Annotated in this window: 16 protein-coding genes; 9 read left to right on the forward strand and 7 right to left on the reverse strand. The window is 33.7% G+C overall.

All coding sequences use genetic code 11. From position 1 onward, the window contains the following. Nucleotides 1-63: 63 nt before the first annotated feature. The 6 genes from ABD077_RS15770 to ABD077_RS15795 form a co-directional block, all read right to left on the reverse strand. Nucleotides 64-408 carry a hypothetical protein gene (locus ABD077_RS15770; protein ID WP_343913213.1) on the reverse strand — a complete coding sequence of 115 codons (345 nt, stop codon included), beginning with the start codon at nucleotides 406-408 and terminating at the stop codon, nucleotides 64-66. Between the two features lie 334 nt (nucleotides 409-742). Further along, nucleotides 743-1,936: a DUF1501 domain-containing protein gene (locus ABD077_RS15775; protein ID WP_343913214.1), complete on the reverse strand. Its 1,194-nt coding sequence runs from the start codon at nucleotides 1,934-1,936 to the stop codon at nucleotides 743-745. 12 nt (nucleotides 1,937-1,948) lie between these two features. After that, complete coding sequence (locus tag ABD077_RS15780) at nucleotides 1,949-3,346, reverse strand: DUF1800 domain-containing protein (RefSeq protein ID WP_343913215.1); 1,398 nt, start codon at nucleotides 3,344-3,346, stop codon at nucleotides 1,949-1,951. A 64-nt stretch (nucleotides 3,347-3,410) separates the two neighbouring features. Beyond that, the gene (locus ABD077_RS15785) at nucleotides 3,411-4,145 is read right to left on the reverse strand and encodes a hypothetical protein (RefSeq protein WP_299610989.1); all 735 of its coding nucleotides are present in this window, start codon (nucleotides 4,143-4,145) and stop codon (nucleotides 3,411-3,413) included. 47 nt (nucleotides 4,146-4,192) lie between these two features. Continuing rightward, complete coding sequence (coaD, locus tag ABD077_RS15790; protein WP_343913216.1) at nucleotides 4,193-4,654, reverse strand: pantetheine-phosphate adenylyltransferase; 462 nt, start codon at nucleotides 4,652-4,654, stop codon at nucleotides 4,193-4,195. A gap of 75 nt (nucleotides 4,655-4,729) precedes the next feature. Continuing rightward, nucleotides 4,730-5,710, reverse strand: a complete 981-nt coding sequence (locus tag ABD077_RS15795; RefSeq protein ID WP_343913217.1) for a D-alanine--D-alanine ligase — start codon at nucleotides 5,708-5,710, stop codon at nucleotides 4,730-4,732. Nucleotides 5,711-5,804: 94 nt separating this feature from the next. Here ABD077_RS15795 and ABD077_RS15800 point away from each other — a divergent pair, with 94 nt between their 5' ends. The 3 genes from ABD077_RS15800 to ABD077_RS15810 all read left to right on the forward strand — a co-directional run bounded on the left by ABD077_RS15800 (nucleotide 5,805) and on the right by ABD077_RS15810 (nucleotide 7,722). Next, the gene (locus tag ABD077_RS15800; protein ID WP_299610982.1) at nucleotides 5,805-6,383 is read left to right on the forward strand and encodes a PASTA domain-containing protein; all 579 of its coding nucleotides are present in this window, start codon (nucleotides 5,805-5,807) and stop codon (nucleotides 6,381-6,383) included. Nucleotides 6,384-6,409: 26 nt separating this feature from the next. After that, nucleotides 6,410-7,459, forward strand: coding sequence for an RluA family pseudouridine synthase (locus ABD077_RS15805; protein ID WP_343913218.1), 1,050 nt, complete (start codon nucleotides 6,410-6,412; stop codon nucleotides 7,457-7,459). A 71-nt stretch (nucleotides 7,460-7,530) separates the two neighbouring features. Next, the gene (locus tag ABD077_RS15810; protein WP_299610976.1) at nucleotides 7,531-7,722 is read left to right on the forward strand and encodes a cold-shock protein; all 192 of its coding nucleotides are present in this window, start codon (nucleotides 7,531-7,533) and stop codon (nucleotides 7,720-7,722) included. 88 nt (nucleotides 7,723-7,810) lie between these two features. Here ABD077_RS15810 and ABD077_RS15815 read toward each other — a convergent pair whose 3' ends face one another. Next, nucleotides 7,811-9,181, reverse strand: a complete 1,371-nt coding sequence (locus ABD077_RS15815; RefSeq protein WP_343913219.1) for a glycoside hydrolase family 99 protein — start codon at nucleotides 9,179-9,181, stop codon at nucleotides 7,811-7,813. Nucleotides 9,182-9,628: 447 nt separating this feature from the next. On the opposite strand from ABD077_RS15815, the gene yaaA reads away from it, so the two are divergent. The 6 genes from yaaA to ABD077_RS15845 all read left to right on the forward strand — a co-directional run bounded on the left by yaaA (nucleotide 9,629) and on the right by ABD077_RS15845 (nucleotide 19,384). Continuing rightward, nucleotides 9,629-10,390: a peroxide stress protein YaaA gene (gene yaaA / locus ABD077_RS15820; RefSeq protein ID WP_343913220.1), complete on the forward strand. Its 762-nt coding sequence runs from the start codon at nucleotides 9,629-9,631 to the stop codon at nucleotides 10,388-10,390. A 101-nt stretch (nucleotides 10,391-10,491) separates the two neighbouring features. Then, nucleotides 10,492-10,995, forward strand: a complete 504-nt coding sequence (locus tag ABD077_RS15825; RefSeq protein WP_343913221.1) for a TRAP transporter small permease subunit — start codon at nucleotides 10,492-10,494, stop codon at nucleotides 10,993-10,995. Next, nucleotides 10,995-12,341 (forward strand): TRAP transporter large permease, encoded by a 1,347-nt coding sequence (locus ABD077_RS15830; RefSeq protein WP_343913222.1) that lies wholly within the window; start codon nucleotides 10,995-10,997, stop codon nucleotides 12,339-12,341. Before ABD077_RS15825 ends, ABD077_RS15830 begins: the two co-directional genes overlap by 1 nt. A 17-nt stretch (nucleotides 12,342-12,358) precedes the next feature. Continuing rightward, a complete protein-coding gene (locus ABD077_RS15835) occupies nucleotides 12,359-13,492 on the forward strand; it encodes a TRAP transporter substrate-binding protein (protein WP_343913223.1) in 1,134 nt (377 codons plus the stop codon). A gap of 182 nt (nucleotides 13,493-13,674) precedes the next feature. Next, on the forward strand, nucleotides 13,675-15,669 hold the full coding sequence (locus ABD077_RS15840) for a PA14 domain-containing protein (RefSeq protein ID WP_343913224.1): 1,995 nt from the start codon (nucleotides 13,675-13,677) through the stop codon (nucleotides 15,667-15,669). 262 nt (nucleotides 15,670-15,931) lie between these two features. After that, on the forward strand, nucleotides 15,932-19,384 hold the full coding sequence (locus ABD077_RS15845; protein ID WP_343913225.1) for a pyruvate carboxylase: 3,453 nt from the start codon (nucleotides 15,932-15,934) through the stop codon (nucleotides 19,382-19,384). Nucleotides 19,385-19,440 lie beyond the last annotated feature (56 nt).

Genomic DNA, 19,440 nt, shown 5'->3' on the forward strand with positions numbered 1-19,440 from the left:
AATAAACACCACTATATCAAGCAAGAAAATAGTGGTGTTTTAATGTGTATATATTCAAAGAAATTATGGCAATAATCCAGTGATTTGTGTAGTATCCACCATGATGGTGTCTTTTCGCTTTTTGTCATTACTATTCGCTAATCTTGTTGTCTTCGTACTATCAGTGATAAAACCATTTTTTATCATTAACGCCTTGTAAAAATCCTTTTTTGTTTCTCTAGTACTTGTTTTTACCTCTTTAACTTTAATGTCAAAATTATTAACAGCAATTAATGTTTGATAAAAATCTACTTTGGTATTCTGTACATTACTTATTTCCTTGTTGATTGTATTTAATGAAGTAATTTCTTGAGCATTCATAGTAGAAAAAGAAAGTAAAACAAATAAGGAAAGAATAATGCTTTTCATAGGATCGGGGCTTAGCGATTGTACTACTTGATTTGTACCAAATTTACAATCAAATAGTTATGAAATAAAATGATTTCACATCTTTTAGATAAAGAGGTCTTTTGTATCGATAAAAAACACAGTTTTTACGGTTTTACCGTAAAAACTGTGTTGACTTTTGTTAGAAAAAAGGGTTTTTGATAGTTTTTTTATTGTTAAAACTTCTTGATTTTTATTGTTTTATGAGATTTTGAAAATGTAAAATAGATGGGTAATGTTTTTTAAGATTGAGTTGCTTTGTAGCTTATGGCTTACATTTAATTTTGGTTTTTCTAATCTATCTTTAGCAAGATAGTTATACAAAGGATAATTTATTAAAATCGGAGCCTAGAATTATATGATCATTTACTTCGAGCCAGTTATCTAAAATAGATGCATAAATACTTCTAAAATCGACGGTATATTTGATATCTCCATTATTATCAAGGTCAGATAGATTTGGTAATTCATTATAAATACCAGCTTTTTTAAGAGATCCACTCATTATCATTACATTATTTGCTGCACCATGATCTGTTCCTCTACTGCCATTTTGTTTTACTCTACGTCCAAATTCTGAAAAGGTAAGTATTAATGTGTCTTTAAATTTATTGTTCTTTTTTAGATCCTTTACCAGAGCACTAACAGCGTTTGCATATATACCCAGTAATCGATCTTGACTATTTACTTGATTAACATGACTGTCAAAACCTCCCAGCGAACTATAGTATACTCTTGTTTTTAATCCGGATATGATAAAATCAGCAATGGTCTTTAAATTCCGCGCGAATGCTGACTGCGGATATGTTACTTTAGATTCGTAAATTTTGGAAGTTTCATAAATATAAGAAGCAGAAGAGTACGTTTCTAACATGGTTTTATAAAGATAACCTTGGTTGTCCTCATGTAACATGTCTTCTTGAGTATTATTAATCAATTGATTGAAGAAAGGCTCTCTGGTAGTACGATGTAACTGTTTCGGATCCGAAACTGCGATACCATTTAATGTGTTACCTTTCATAGCAAGAGATAAAGAATTATCAACTTCTATTGCTTGATACGGATGCTGGCAATTAGCATCGAGATATCTGCCTACCCAACCAGAAGATAAATACTGGTTAGTATCACTAGCCGTTTGCCAGATGTCCGTACTTCTAAAATGAGATCTGTTGGGATTAGGATATCCTACATTGTTTATGATACAAACATCACCTTCATCATATAACTCTTTTATGGGTTGTAAAGCACTATTGAAAGCTAGATCATCGTTTATTTTTAAAGTCTCACTTTGCTTTTTGGCGATAGTAGGTCTTAAGCGATGATAGATATCATTCTGTATTGGAATGATGCTGTTTAATCCGTCATTACCACCTGATAATTGAATAATGATTACATTTTTATATCCAGATAATTGTTCTGGTGTTAAAAACTCCATTCCTTTTAAAAATGATGGAACTAATGTGATTCCAGATGCGAAAACGGATTGTTTTAAAAAGTTTCTTCTGTCCATAATTTCAAAGTTTTAACAAAGTTGGTATTCTGGTAAGCTCATCAGTTCTATGATAAAATTCTTGGTGTTTCTTTCGTCAATGGTAGAGATTACTTCTTGGGCACCTTTAGATAAATTGGGTTGAAGTACATAGTCTATCAATTGTTGTCTGGATTTTTGTTCTATAGCATCTAGAAAAGGTTCCCAATGAGGAGTAGCTTTCACTCTTTTCTGCATTTGTGACCTCATTTTGTTATAATACTTCTCTTTCATCATTGTTGTCATCTCGCTATCAGCAGTGTCATTTATTTCAATAACACCATTATTGAGTGCAACAGAGGCTAGTTTTAATCGGAGCATAAGTGTAGAGTTATCTATCCAGGATTTTCCACCTTTCCATCCTGCAACATTGGGTGGGAAAAATAATACTTGATTCAATTTTCGCTGCAGGTATAATAATACCTTTGGATTCTTGTAGTGTATGTTAAAAGGTTTACTAAGTCCAACGATTAATTCTATCGGGGATTTTATTTTGGCTCCTATATTTTCATGATCGTAAAACCAGTCACTTTCCAAAATACCTCTTAATAAAGCTTCTATGTTATAATTTGTTTCATAGAAAATAGAACTAAGTTTCTCTAGACGAGTTGGGTTTATATGTTCATTTACGAGGAACTTGTATATTTTTTTTGTAACGTATTTTGCCGTTTGCTTTTGTTCTAGAAGAATTTTTATAACATCTTCTCCTTTGAAATTCCCTGTTTTTCCTAGAATAGTTTTAGAGCCAAAGTCATGATGTTTTTGTCTAAAAACAAAAGTCCCTTGTTTATTAAAATTCCATCCAGTAAAAGCTCTTGCAGCTTCTTTTATATCTTTTTCGGTATATCCATTATCTCTGCCAAGTGTAAATAACTCCATAACTTCTCGAGCAAAGTTTTCATTTGGATTGTTCTTTCTGTTTTGTCTGTTGTTTAGGAATAGTAACATCGCTGGAGATTTAGAAACCTCCAATAGCATATCCCCAAAACTTTCCAGAGCATTTTTTCTGATTACATTATTTAAGTGTAGCGCTGCTCTTGGAGTTTTTAATCGAACAGCAAAATGATTGTGAAAAAACAAAGTCATTTTCTCTCTCAATACTTGTTTGCTCTCTGCTAATTGCCGTAGCCATAGTAAGTTGAGATCTAGCATTTTTTGATTACGAAGCTTTCGTAATTCCTTGCGTTCCTCGCGTGATAAGTTTCTTGGATCTTTTTGTAGAATACCAAAGTCAAGAGATAAATTTGTTATCCCACTACTTTCAGAAAACAAGTGATCTACAATTTCTTCTTTAGAAAAAGTTCTTGCACGTTTTAATTCAGAAGGAGAAATTCCAAAACCAGTACGCCAATAAAGATGTTGTATTTGTTTATCTCTTAGAAAAGAACTCATAATCAAAGTGTTTCTACTTTGACTATCAATTTTAGAAAAGGTTTAAAATGCGAACTTTCTATTCTTAATTGCAGTTAATTTCGCTTAATTCTGCAGTTTCACTTGTAGCATCACTCAGAGAAACATTTTCTGTAAAAAGTACGAATCGATCAAGTGCGTGAAAAGAAGATCTTGCAGATACTTCCATCATGTATGTTCCTGGAGTATCAAAAGTTACAAAAATATCATGTGCGTCATTATCACTTGTAGATGCTTGCCATTTCCATTGATCTGCTGGACCACTCTTGTAGATTTTGAACCACCCATCTTTGCTAGAACCATTAGGATTTGGTGTTTGACCTGTATCTCCTGGATAGACAATACTTTCATTGCGTTGACCAAAAAAGGCAGAGGCATCAGGAAATCGTAACCAAGAATCGTTATGTTCGGATCCAGAAGTCCCATTCGTAATTCTTGATCTCCAAATAAATCTATAGGTTCCTGTGGTAGTAATGTTTATGTTATAAGTTAACAAACCATTTCCAGGAGCATTTAGAAATTGATCTCCTTTCCATACTAAATAACTAGTACCTGAAAAACCAGCTACAGAGTTTTCGTTATTCCAATCATTAATATTGTTGATACTTTCAAATTCTGCAACCACTAAACCATCCTTTTCTTCAAAAATGAAATTAGTCGCATTTTCGCAGCTAATAGGCGGTTCTATAGTGTTGTCATTTTCATCATCATCCGTACTACATGCGAAAAACGTTATGGACATTAAAAGTAGAGTGATACTAAGTTTTTTGTAGGTTTTCATAGCTAATTGATTGGGATTTTAGATTTGGGATTATGTTGTTTGGTGTGTTATTTTCTTTTGTATACTACTGTTTCAGGAACCAAGCCAGTTACGTCACCTCCGTTTCGGATAACATCTCTTACGATAGAAGAGGAGATATAGCTTTTTCCTGAGGAGGTTAGTAAAAATACAGTTTCAATTTCAGACATTTTTCTATTGGTGTGAGCAATTGCTTTTTCAAATTCGAAATCTGCAGGGTTTCTAAGTCCTCTAAGAATAAAGTTCGCATTTTGTTGTTTGCAGAACTCTACGGTAAGACCTTTATACGTCATTACTTTTATCTTTGGTTCATCTTTAAAAGCGTCTTCTATAAAACGTTTTCTTTCTTCTAAAGAGAACATGTATTTTTTTTCAGCATTTACTCCAATTGCCAATATAACTTCGTCAAAAAGAGTTAATCCTCTTTCGATAATATCATAATGCCCTAGCGTTATAGGGTCAAACGATCCCGGAAAAACAGCTCTTCTCATAAGTGACTTGTGATTATTTGGTATAAATATAGGTAAAGTTGAAATTAGTTCGATGCAGAATCAATGTTTCTTCCGTTATTTTCTGGTTATCGCTTCTTCTATAGTATTGGTTAATAGGTCTTGTATACTTATTCCAGCAGCGATTGATTGCTGAGGTAAAATGCTTGCTTCGCTAAAACCAGGATTTGTATTCATTTCTATAAAATGAGGCTCTCCATTATGAAATATATATTCGCTTCTAGAAAAACCACTCATTTTTAAAATTTGATATATTTTTAAGGCTAGATTCTTTACCTTTTCTTCATCTTCTTTACTTAATCTTGCTGGAGTAATTTCTTGAGATTTACCTAAATATTTAGCTTCATAGTCAAAGAAATCATTTTCTGAAACAATTTCTGTAATTGGTAAAACTACGTCTTTTCCTTGGTAAGTAATTACACCTACCGAAACTTCTGTTCCACTAAGAAAAGATTCAATAATAATCTCATCATCTTCTTTATAAGCTACATCAATAGCAGGAAGTAATTCTTCTTCGGTGTTTACTTTAGAAACTCCATAACTACTTCCAGCCTTATTTGCTTTTACAAAACAGGGTAAACCAACGGTATCAATAATTTCACTTGTGCTGATTTTATCTCCTTTATTTAAGAAATAATTTTTGGCGGTAGGAATTCCATAAGGTTGTAAAGTGCTAATACAGTCTCTTTTATTAAAGGTGAGTGCTGCTTGATAAAAATCACAAGCCGTTTGTGGTATTCCAATTAATTCAAAATAAGCTTGTAGTAAACCATCTTCTCCAGGAGTTCCATGTACAATGTTAAAAGCAGCATCAAAAATAATTTTAGTGCCATTCAGATTTAGGGAAAAATCATTTCGATCAATGGTGGTTTTTTGATCATTGTCATCAACGTAGTACCAAGAATCTTTGGTAATATGAATTTTGTACGGTTCATAAAGGTCTCTGTTCAAGTGCTTATAAACTACATTTCCACTTTTGATAGAAATATCAAATTCGCTGGAGTAACCTCCCATAAGGATGGCAATATTTTTCTTCATTGGATATGGTTTGCAAACAAAAATATCATTTATCCAACAACAAAAGCTAAAAAGTTTCCGTTTTTATATCTTTGCCGAAACTATCATCAGATACATGGATTTTTTTAAAGGACTTTTAAGGTTTATTTGGAGTAAAGCATTTCTTATTCAATTAGTGATCGCTGTCGCAATGACTGCTATTTTATGTTTTATAGCATTGAAATGGTTAGATAGTTCTACAAATCACGATCAGAGAATTGTAGTTCCAAGTTTAAGTAAAAAAACACTCGATGAGGTGAAAGAGCTTGTCGAATCCAAAGATTTGAGATTCGAAGTGCAAGATTCTGCTAATTTTAATCCTGATTATCCGCGTTATTCTGTAATTGAGCAGAATCCTCCTGCAGGAAATATGGTAAAAGAAAATAGAAAGATCTATGTAACCCTAAACCCATCGGGATATCGAAAAGTAGAAGTACCTGATGTTATTAGAAAAACCAGAAGGCAGGTAGAACCAAGACTAGTGGCTCTTGGCTTTAAAATAGGATCTATTACTTTTAAACCAGATCCTTCTGATCAGGTACTAGAGCTTAGGTACAAAGGCAAAAGGTTGAAGCCAGGAGATAAAATAATGAAGACTTCTACCATTGATCTTGTCGTAGGTGACCAAAGTGGTAATTTGCGACTTAATCCATAAATAAAACTTCTAAAAAATAACACCTTTTGGAATCAGATCCAGATATAGACGATTTAGGACCTAATGAAGACGAATTGTATGAACATCATCGTTTTGTAGCAGGAGCAGGTCAAGTACCACTTAGGGTAGATAAATTTTTGATGAATTTTGTTGAGAATGCTACCCGAAATAAGATTCAACAAGCAGCCAAAGCAGGAAGTGTTTTTGTCAATGATATTCCAGTAAAATCAAATCATAAGGTAAAGCCTAATGATGTGGTAAGAGTGTTATTTGCTCATCCACCTTATGAGAATTTGCTAACACCAGAGGATATTCCATTGAATATTGTTTATGAAGATGATGCTCTACTAGTAGTGAATAAACCTGCAGGAATGGTAGTACATCCTGGTCATGGAAATTACTCCGGAACTTTAATTAATGCCTTGATTTATCATTTTGATAATTTGCCTAATAATAGCAGTGAGCGTCCAGGTTTGGTGCACCGAATTGATAAGGATACCAGTGGTTTATTGGTGATTGCTAAAACTGAAGATGCTATGACGCATTTAGCGAAACAGTTTTTTGATAAAACCTCAGAAAGAGAATATGTGGCAATTGTTTGGGGGAATCTAAAAGAAGATGAAGGCACTATTGTAGGTAATATTGGTCGTCACCCTAAAAATAGACTTCAAAATACTGTTTTTGAGGGCGATGAAGCAGAAAAAGGAAAACCTGCAGTAACACATTACAAAGTTATCGAACGTTTGGGATATGTTACAATGGTTTCTTGTAGATTAGAAACAGGAAGAACACATCAGATACGTGTGCATATGAAGCATATTGGTCATACACTATTTAATGATGAACGATATGGTGGTGAAAAAATCTTAAAGGGTACGACTTTTTCTAAGTATAAACAGTTTGTAGAAAATTGTTTCAAAATATTACCCAGACAGGCATTGCACGCAAGAACTTTGGGGTTCGTACATCCCGTTACTGGTGAAAAAATGCACTTCGAAAGCTCCGTGCCTGATGATATGCAACAATGTGTAGAACGTTGGAGAAATTATGCTAAAAATCAGCTAACTAAAGAATAAATTTGTCTTTATTGAAATAAATTGGGAAATGCTCATTTATTAATAGTATATTGGTGCTTTAATTATTTATAATGAACAAAGGAACAGTAAAATTTTTTAATGACTCCAAAGGATTTGGATTTATTACAGAAGAAGGATCTAATCAAGATCGTTTTGTACACATTTCGGGCTTAATCGATGAAATTCGTGAAGGTGATGAAGTAGAGTATGAACTTAAAGAAGGTAAAAAAGGAATGAACGCGGTAAACGTGAGAGTATTATAATATATACATTTTGACTTTTTTAAAGAACAAGCCCGTCTGATAAAGACGGGCTTTTATGATTTCAGTAACTTTTTTTGATTATATAAAGTTAAGAACAGAATCGTTTAACCGCTCTAATGATTTTATCAGCGCGTTTTAGATTTTGTCTTTTAATATGTGTATAAGTTCTATCTAGATAAAATTGCGCTGTTGAGTTATCCTTAAATGCTTTTCTTGCTAAGTACAAATCCAAGGCAACATTTAGATCATCCGTGGTATATTCAACACCAGTATATTGCTGAAGTAATTGCAAATACATAAAACCATATTCTTCTGTAGGTTCAATCATAGTGCCTTCTCCAAAATCATTCCAAGTAATAAGTTGAATGAAATCTGCAATTTCATGATGTGTGTAATTAAGTGTTTCAGCAAAGGTTTGTCCTTCGTTGTGATCAATGCTCCATAAATTAATCCCTTCGGACCATCCACCTTCTACATAATAGCTTTTAAAACCTGGATAAGTGGATCCAACTACAGTTAAATTTTCCGTATTATAATGATTATAATAATGTTCATGAGCTAATAAATGATCTTTATCTACCCATAAAAACTCTCCAGTGGCGTTCTGTCCAACTCTATTATTAGCTGCCCACAAGGTTAAAAAGTCTGGACGATTATCAGTGGGTAATATATCAAAAATAGTATCCCAATCTTGTTGGCTGGTAATATGATGTGGCCCAAAAACAAATAAGAGATTTTTATCATTATATTTTATATAATTAGGACTTGTAAAATAAGTGTCATTAATATAAGCAAAATCTTCTTGTGCAGCTTCTATTGTACTAGTAGATAATCCTTGTTCATATGCTTGTTGTGCGACTCTGTCTTCATACATAATAGAAAAGTCAAAATCTAAATCTTCCATCATGTCGATGAAGCTTTCTGTAGCGCTTTTAATTTTTTCATAATCGTAGAGATCCTTACTACCATACCAGTCAAATATAACACCATCAATTCCTGCTAATTTCATCATTAAAAAATGATATTCATGTAAGTCCGGGTCGCTAGAGGAATACGGGCCAATGACGGGGTAAAAATAGGAAGCTATTTCTCGTTTTCCGTTATTATCTATGATATCAGGATTTTTATTAGTCATTGTCCAGTGTTTTCCCCAGTAGCCATCATAGTCCTTGCTCTGGAACCAAGGCATGTAATGCATATATACCTTTTTAGGGTTTTCTTTTGTAACATCCATACCAGAGATGTCTTTAACAAGTCCTTTTCTTTCTAGCTCGATAATTTCTAATTCTTCTTCTAATACTTTTTTTAGTTGAGCATCCGTGTACGTAGTATCTTGAACGGCTAGAGGAATTGCATTTTCCTCTATTTCGACAATCGGTAGTTCTTCTTTTTCACAAGAATAGATTAAAATGGTTAAGATAATGCATAGAAATGCTTTAGTTGTTGTTTGTAGATTCATATCATATAGGTTGTTTAAAATTATTCAATACTAATAACTGAGTTGAGTTAAGAATAAGATAATTGGTGAAACGTAGATTGAGAATATCAATCAAACCATATATGACTGTTGTGTTTAGTAGAGTGAATTACGTTATTGACGTAGTAAATATAGGGGATTATTTCTGTTAAAAATATTAAAGTTTCTATTTTTATGTGTTAATTTGTTTATTAACAGCATGTTAAAATGTTTCTATAAGAAGTGTTTACGCATATTATAATAAGAGATATCAATGCTTCGATAAGGAAGAATTACTCCAGTTGATTTTATTTATTGTGGTACTATTGTATTTTTGAAAAAACGAAATTCACTTCATGAGGCACGTCAAAGTATAATAAACAATGATGAGTTTTATGTCTAACACTAGCCTTTAGCGGAGTGTAACTTATAAAGTAATATTGTAAACACATGAAAATTGTAGTATCACCAGCAAAGTCTTTAGATTTTGAAACCGCATTACCTACTAAAAAATATACAGAACCTTCTTTTTTGGTCGAAGCTGAAAAATTAAATACTGTTCTGCAGAAGAAATCACCAAAAAAATTGTCTGATCTAATGAGCATTAGTGATAAGTTGGCACAGTTGAATTGGCAGCGAAATCAGGATTGGAGCCTTCCGTTTACTCAAGAAAATGCAAGACCAGCGGTATATGCTTTTAATGGAGATGTATATACTGGATTAGATGGCTATACTATCCCAGAAGATAAATTGGACATACTACAAGATAAATTAAGAATCCTTTCTGGTTTATATGGTATACTAAAGCCGTTAGACTTGATTCAACCATATCGTTTAGAAATGGGGACAAAACTAAAGGTAGGTCGTAGTAATAATCTATATGAGTTTTGGAAGAAACAGCTTACAGAGCGGTTAAATAATGAATTGCAAGATGATGAATTATTTGTAAATCTAGCGAGTAATGAATATTTCAGTGCGATTGATAAGAAAGCGCTGAAAGTACCTGTGATCACACCTCAGTTTAAAGATTGGAAAGGGGATAAATTAAAAATGATCAGTTTCTTTGCTAAAAAAGCAAGAGGAATGATGGTTCGTTATATTGTAGATACTGGAGCGGAAACTATAGAAGACTTAAAAGGTTTTAATTATGATGGTTATGGTTTTAGTGATGAGTATACAACAAAACCTAATGAATTGGTTTTTGTAAGGTAATTCCAATGTTCTTATTTTGCTTTTATATTCGATATTAGAATAAATTTCTAAATGCTCCTAATTTTAGTATCTTAAGCCTTCAATATTTTAGGCTTTTTTGGATGCAAAAAATCATTAATTCTCTAGATTGGATTGGAGAAAAAATTGGAACTCTTGTCAGTTGGGTTGCGGTTCTATTGGCGGTTTTGGTAGGATTAGATGTCGTTATGCGATATGTTTTTCAGTTCACGTTCATTTGGATGATCGAAACCGAAATTTATCTCTTCGGAATGCTTTTTCTAATAGGTTCTGCTTATACGTTTAAACATGGGAAACATGTTAGAGTAGACGTTTTTTACACTAGATTCTCTGAAAAAGGAAAAGCATGGATAGACCTTTTAGGAGGGGTGTGTTTATTAATTCCTTGGTGTTATGTAGTGATTGTTTCTTCTTGGTATTATGGATTGTCATCTTTTATGATCAATGAAGGGTCTCCCCAACCAGGTGGATTACCGGCTTTGTATGTGCTAAAATTTTGTATCACCTTAGGATTTGTTTTTTTATTGTTACAGGGAGTTTCTGAAATGCTAAAATCTATTCGGATAATTTTTAAGAGAGAGATCTAATGGAGTTTTTAGCGGTTGTTTTATTTGTAATCATATTCATTTTAATTCTTAAAGGATATCCTGTAGCTTTTACTTTAGGTGGGATTTCTGTTGCTTTTGCTTTTGGTGTTTCAATTTTTGCGCCAGAACAGTTTACCATGTCTACATTTTATTTATTGCCTTCTAGAATTATGGGGGTAGTTAATAATTATGTGTTAATGGCAGTTCCACTGTTTATTTTTATGGGAATTATGTTGGAAAAATCTGGACTCGCTCAAAGTCTTTTAGAAACCATGGCGATGATGTTCGGTAGAGTTAGAGGAGGACTAGCAATATCCGTAGTAATTGTGGGTGCATTATTAGCTGCATCAACAGGAATTGTAGGTGCTACAGTAGTAACTATGGGTTTAATAAGTCTTCCAACTATGTTAAAAAGAGGTTATAAAACAGAGCTTGCTGTCGGAGTTATAGCTTCTTCGGGAACTTTGGGGCAAATCATTCCGCCGTCTATAGTCTTAGTACTATTAGCAGACACTATTAATAGCTCTTCAAGAGGAGCTGCTTCTGTAGATGTGGGAACTTTGTTTTCTGCGGCCTTATTACCTGGCCTGATACTAGTTGGATTATATATCATCTATATTTTAATAAAATCATTTGTTCATAAGAACGACGCACCGAGTATTCCAGCAGAAGAGATTGCGGAGTTTAAAGGAACTCGTTTTGGTTCCAAAGTTGTTAAGGTGTTATTGTTACCTTTACTATTAATTGTTATTGTACTGGGGTCCATATTTAGTGGTATAGCATCTCCTACAGAAGCTTCTGCAATTGGAGCTTTGGGAGCAACGACTTTAACGATTATTCAGAAAAAGTTTTCATTTAAAATATTAAAAGAAGTAGCTCAAGAAACTACACGTCTTACATCGATGGTGTTTTTTATATTACTTGGAGCTACTACATTTACATTAGTTTTTAGAACTTTAGGAGGAGATCGATACTTGCAAGAATTGATTATTTCGTCTCAGTTGACACCCTTAATGTTTCTATTATTAGTAATGCTGGTTATTTTTATCGCTGGTTTCTTTATTGATTTCATAGAGATCGTTTTTATTATTGTGCCAGTGGTAACACCTGTTTTTAATGCTTTGGATATGAATATGCTTTGGGTGGGAATTTTGATGGCATTGAATTTACAAACCTCATTTTTAACACCTCCATTTGGTTTTGCATTGTTTTATCTTAAGGGAGTCGCGCCAGATACAGTAAAAACAAGTCAAATATATAGAGGGATAGTTCCTTTTATTCTTATACAACTTTTAATAGTAGGCTTGGTATTATTTTTTCCAGAGATTATTTTTAATGGTAATTAATTAGAATAACTAAAATCATGAGTTTATATAAGATACGGAGAGATAGATTTTTGAAAGCATTCATATATGGTATTTTAATGATGTTTTTTTTGTCTTGTTTAGGAGAACCTCCTGCGAGTATGACCAATCCGACATCTTACGATACTACAAAACCAGATAAAATATTCCATTGGAAGATGACTACAACTTGGCCACCTAATTTTCCAGTGGTTGGAGAAGTTGCAGAAAAGTATGCAGAATGGGTAGATGAGTTATCTAATGGTCAAATTAAAATTAAAGTATATGGAGGAGGAGAATTAGTGCCTCCTTTAGAGGCTTTTGATGCTGTTTCCCAAGGTACTATCGAAATGGGGTGTGGAGCATCGTATTATTGGGCTGGCAAAACTCCAGCCGCTCAGTTTTTTGCAGCAGTTCCTTTTGGGATGAATAGTCAGCAGATTACTTCTTGGCTAGAGGTAGGAGGAGGATATGAACTTTGGAAAAAAACATATGCACAGTTTAATTTGGTTCCTTTTATGGGAGGAAATACAGGGGTGCAAATGGGAGGGTGGTTTAATAGAGAAATTAACTCAGTCGAAGATTTTAAAGGGTTAAAGATGCGTTTGCCAGGTATTGGGGGTAAAGTGTTAGAAAAAGCTGGAGGAGCACCAATTTTGGTAGCTGGTAGCGAAATTTATACGAGTTTAGAACGAGGAGTTATTGATGCTACGGAATGGATCGGACCTTATCATGATTATAAAATGGGATTTCATAAAATTTCAAAATATTATTATACCCCAGGTTGGCATGAAACAGGTTCTCAATTAGAATTTTTTATTAATAAAAATTTACATGACGGATTGCCACCAAATCTTCAAGCTGTTTTACAGGCTGCTGCAAAACGAGCTCAGGTCTGGGTATTGTCAGAGTTTGATAAACAAAATGGGATCTATCTGGATAAATTAGTGAATGAAGAAGGTGTAGAAATTAGAGAGTTTTCTAAAGAAACCTTAGATGCTTTAAGAGGTTTTACCGAGGAAGCCATTCAGGAAATGATCGGAGATGATCCTTTATCCAAAGAGGTCTATGAAAGCTATTCCAACTTCCAGAATAGGATTGCTAAATGGTCTGAAGTAACCGAAAAAGCATACTATAATAAAATACAGAAATAGGTAGACTGCTAGGTATTATTATGGTTTAGCATGAATAAGCATTATTTAGAACAAATCTTTCGGTATTTTGCAAGAATATTTGAAGGAAATTTCTTATTTTAAAGCAATTGATTTAGGAACAAAAAAGGTCGTTGTTTTCAGATAAATTCCTAATCATGTAAGCCCCAAATTTTAAGATTGCTATGAATAAGAGAAACTTATTAGTGGTCCCCCTTATGTTTTTAGGCCACTATATGACTTCATACGCTGTCCCAGATTTTTTTTCAGATTTTCCTATTGAAAATTATGAAAGAAAGAGTTTAGTTCCTGGAGATAATGATGATGATAGTATTTTAGATGGAGATGATGATGATGATGATAATGACGGAATTTTAGATGTAGAAGAAATTGCCGCTTGTAATAATAATTTATCTTTTGAATTTTATGATAGTGTTCCTTCTGGGAATACAGTGAATAATATTCCTACTACTGGAGCATTTGCAGTAGGTTTGGTAAATTCTTTCGATGTAGATGCGTTAGTCGCTTCTTTAGGACAGACTAATGATACCTATGGAATACGTTATAAAGGGACTATCACCATTACTACACCTGGTAATTATACATTCTATACCAATTCTGATGATGGATCTAGCCTTAGTATAGATGGTACGCTAGTTGTAGATAATGATGGATTGCATGCAGCTCAAGAGAGAAATGGTGTGATTAATTTAACGGCTGGTGAACACACTATTACTGTTTTGTTTTTTGAAAATTTTGGACAGGAGATTTTAGAAGTACAATATGAAGGTCCAGGAATAGCCAGGCAAGATGTTCCTTTTTCAATTCTTGGATGTGATCCAGATATCGATAACGATGGTTTGCCAAATGTTTTTGATACGGATAGTGATGGAGATGGCTGTCCTGATGCACTTGAAGGGGATGGAAGTTTTAACCAACTCGATTTAGATGTTGATGGTAGTTTTGGAGATAACGTAGATACTAATGGAGTTCCCATTGTAAATGGTATGACTACCGAACAATTAAATGTTTCATCTTATCGAAGTTATGTACTATCGGTAAAATGTGGACCGGATAACGACCTTGATGGATTAGCTGATGGGGTCGATTTGGATGACGATAATGATGGTATTCTGGATTTCGATGAAGCTATATCTTGTATAAATACGTTGAGTTATGAATATTATGATTTGGTCCCATCCGGAAATACAGTAAATAATATTCCTACTTCGGGAGCAGATGCAACAGGAACGTTTACTTCTTTTGATGTAGACGCTTTGATAGCTTCTCTTGGAGTTTCTAATGAAACTTTTAGTATTCGTTATACAGGATTACTTAATATTAATACCGCTGGGGCATATACTTTTTATATCTCCTCAGATGATGGATCTAGCTTTTCTTTAGATGGCAATTTGGTAGTAATAAATGATGGTTTGCATGGAGTAACCACTCGAAGCGGTACAGTAGATTTGAGTATAGGAGCTCATTTTTTTACTGCATTATTTTTTGAGAATTCAGGAGGAGAGTTTTTACGAATAGAATATGAAGGACCAGGAATTCCAATACAAGATGTTCCGTTTTCCAGTATTGCCTGTAATTTAGATACTGATGGCGATGGAGATTCAAATTTTTTTGATACCGATAGTGACAATGATACTTGTTTAGATGCCATTGAAGCAGATGGTTCCTTTACAATTTCCGATGTTGATATTGCTACTGGTATGCTTGCCGGAAATGTCGATGCAAATGGAATACCACTATCAGCATCACCAGGAGGACAATCAAATAATGTAGCTGTGATCACCGCTGGTAACGTATCAGAAAATACTTTTGATGCTATAAATAGACAGGTTTTTGTAGGAAGTGCAACGTTTTTTAGTATATCGGTTAATGAGGTTAATGGAAGTTCAAATTTTCAATGGCAAATGAGAACTTCTACTTCTGATCCATTTACAGATCTTAGTAATGGAGGTGCTTCACCTTCATATTCAGGAGTCAATACGGCAACCTTAACTATTTCTGATATTCCATTGAGCTTGAATAACGCAGAATTCAGAGTTGTTTTTTCAAATGAAAATACGGATTGTATAGAGGTGAATTCCACGATAGGAAGTTTGTCTGTTAGATCAAGAACAGTAATCACAAATAGAAAGATTACTTACCGAGTTAGAGGAAACTAAAAAATGACATGAAATTGCCCAATCAACCGAAATACCTAGAAAATTGTTTTTACAAAATACAGGAATAAGTATTTCTGTTAATTCAACGTATGAATTTGCTGTAAACGTTTAAGGGGTAACAGAAAGAAATAGTTGGTTAATAATGACTACAAAAATTAATTATTTCAGGGATTCTGTTTAAAATGTATTGGAAGTGTTCACTCGAATCGATATCTTCGCAGCGAATGTTCGCTAAATATTATTTAAACACAAAATTTTTATTATGCAAATCAAAAAGGTTTTAGTTGCTAATCGAGGGGAAATTGCCATCAGAATTTTCAGAGCTTGTACAGAGATTGGTTTACAAACCGTAGGAGTTTATACCTATGAGGATAGATATTCTTTACATAGATATAAGGCTGATGAGGCCTATCAAATCGGTGCGGATAATGAACCTTTAAAACCGTATTTAAATATTGAAGCAATTATACAAGTTGCTAAAAATAATAATGTAGATGCGATACATCCAGGATATGGATTCTTATCAGAAAATGCAGATTTTGCACAACGATGTAAGGAGAATGATATCATTTTTATTGGTCCTAAGGTATCCGTGCTACGATCTTTAGGAGATAAAATTATGGCAAAAGAAGTTGCCATCGCTAATGATATCCCAATTATTCAAAGTAATAAAGAAGATCTTACGGATATTAAGATAGCAGTTAAAGAAGCAAAGAGGATTGGTTTTCCTGTAATGCTTAAAGCCGCTTCTGGTGGAGGAGGTCGTGGTATGCGTGTAATCCGAAGTGTGGAAGAGTTAGAAAAAGCCTATCCAGAATCACAAAGAGAGGCATTAAATGCTTTTGGAGATGATACTGTTTTTTTAGAAAAATTTGTAGAAAATCCTAAGCATATCGAGATACAGATTGTAGCAGACCATCACGGAAATATGGTACATCTTTTTGAACGTGATTGTTCAGTACAAAGACGTTATCAAAAAGTAATTGAATATGCTCCTTCCTATGGAGTGTCTCAAGATATATTGGATAATCTTTATCAATATGCACTAACGATATGTAAAGCTGTAGATTATAATAATATAGGTACCGTAGAGTTTTTGGTAGATGATGACGGTAGTATTTATTTTATTGAAGTAAATCCAAGAGTACAGGTAGAACATACCGTTACAGAGATTGTGACGGGTGTAGATTTAATTAAAACACAGATTTTTATTGCTGGAGGATATCAACTTTCGGATAAGCAAATTAAGATCGAAAGTCAGGAAAGCCTTAAAGTAAATGGCTATGCTGTACAATGTAGAATTACAACAGAGGATCCAGAAAACGATTTTAAACCTGATTACGGAACTATCACTACGTACAGAAGTGCTTCTGGATTTGGTATTCGTTTAGATGCAGGAAGTGTTTATCAAGGTGTTACCATCTCTCCTTTCTTTGATTCTATGCTAGTAAAGGTTTCGGCAAACAGTAGAACCTTGGATGGAGCTTGTAGAAAAATGCGAAGAGCACTATCAGAATTTAGGATTAGAGGGGTGAAAACCAATATGCCTTTCCTTGATAATATTCTTAATCATACTACATTTAGAAAAGGAGCAGTTACTGTTAATTTTATCAGAGATACCAAAGAGCTTTTTAAAATTAAAGAGTCTCGTAACAGAGCGACAAAGCTGGCAAACTTTTTAGGAGATATCATTGTTAATGGAAATCCAGATGTGAAAAAAATGGACCCATCCAAAACCTTCGTTACTCCTCATATTCCTGAATTTGATAAAAAAGCAGCCTATCAAAAAGGTACAAAAGACCTGCTTACAGAATTAGGTCCTGAGAAATTTGCGGAATGGTTAAAAAATGAAAAGAAAGTTCATTTTACAGATACTACCATGAGGGATGCGCATCAAAGTTTGTTAGCTACTCGAATGCGAACGTATGACATGCTTAAAGTCGCAGAAGGATTTGCAAAGAACCATCCAGAAGTGTTTAGTATGGAAGTTTGGGGAGGTGCTACATTTGATGTATGTCTTCGATTTTTAAGAGAAAATCCGTGGGAACGTTTACGCTCACTGAGAGAAGCAATGCCAAACCTATTATTGCAAATGCTTATTAGAGGATCTAACGGAGTTGGATATACTGCCTACCCAGATAATCTAATTGGTAAATTCGTAGAGCAATCTTGGGAGAATGGAGTAGATGTTTTTAGAATCTTTGATTCATTAAACTGGATGAAATCCATTGCACCTTGTATAGAACATGTAAGAACACGTACACAAGGGTTAGCAGAAGGATCTTTATGTTATACGGGTGATATTCTAGACCCAAAACGTACCAAGTATACTTTAGAATACTATTTGCAATTAGCGAAAGATATAGAAAATGCAGGAGCACACATATTAGGAATAAAAGATATGGCAGGTTTACTAAAACCTTATGCTGCCTACGAATTAGTTTCAGCATTAAAGTCTGAAATTAATATTCCGATACATTTACATACGCATGATACTTCTTCGGTACAATCAGCAACATATCTTAAAGCGATTGAGGCTGGAGTAGATGTGGTAGATGTAGCTTTAGGAGGATTATCAGGATTAACAGCGCAGCCTAATTTCAATGCAGTTATGGAAATGTTGAAGTTCCATGATCGTGAGAATCCGATGAATATGTCTAAATTGAATGAGTATTCAAATTATTGGGAAGCGGTTCGAGAATATTACTATGTTTTTGAATCTGGTTTAAAAGCGGGTACTGGTGAAGTATATCAACATGAAATTCCTGGTGGACAGTATTCTAATCTGAAGCCACAAGCACAAGGTTTAGGACTGGCAGATCGTTTTCATGAAATTACCAAAATGTATGGAGAGGTAAATGAACTCTTTGGTGATATTGTAAAAGTGACTCCAAGTTCTAAAGTTGTTGGGGATATGGCGCAATATTTAGTAAGTAATAATTTAACCATAGAAGATGTAAAAGAGAGAGGTGAAACGATTTCTTTCCCGCAATCTGTGGTAAGTTTGTTTAAAGGAGAATTAGGGCAGCCAGAAGGAGGTTTTCCAAAGGAGCTTCAGAAGTCTATACTAAAGGATCAAAAGCCATTTACCAATAGGCCAAATGCACATCTCGAACCTGTTGATTTCGAAACAGAGTTTAAGGATTTTGTAAAAGTCTTTAAAAAAGGAATGGGAAGGGAGCTTGATATTACAGATTTTCTTTCCTATAAATTATATCCAAAAGTATTTACAGGAGCTTACAATCACCATTTACAATATGGTAATGTAATGAATATTCCTACCAAAAATTTCTTCTATGGAATGACTCCAGGAGAAGAAATTATTATAGAATTAGATAAAGGTAAAATCCTGTTGTTTGAATTGATTTCTATTGGAGAGCCTCAGGACAATGGAATGGTTACAGTCTTTTTTAAAGTAAATGGGCAAACCCGAAATGTTGAAATAAAGGACAATTCTATTAAAGTAGATAAAATAGTTCACGTCAAGGTTGATAAAGCGGACGGAAAACAAATCGGAGCTCCATTACAAGGATCTTTATCATCAGTATTGGTGAAAACTGGACAAGAAATAAAGAAAAACGACCCATTGTTTATTATTGAAGCTATGAAAATGGAAACTACTATTACTGCAAATGAGGATGCAGTAGTAAAGAAAATAGTGCTTAAATCAGGAACGATGGTAGAAGCCGATGATTTAGTGATTACTTTAAAATAAAGAATAATCCTATTTATATGTATAAAAAAAGTCTTTCAGGTTTCTGAAAGACTTTT

Origin of the sequence: Aquimarina litoralis (assembly GCF_039523995.1) — a bacterium.
Lineage (GTDB): Bacteria > Bacteroidota > Bacteroidia > Flavobacteriales > Flavobacteriaceae > Aquimarina > Aquimarina litoralis.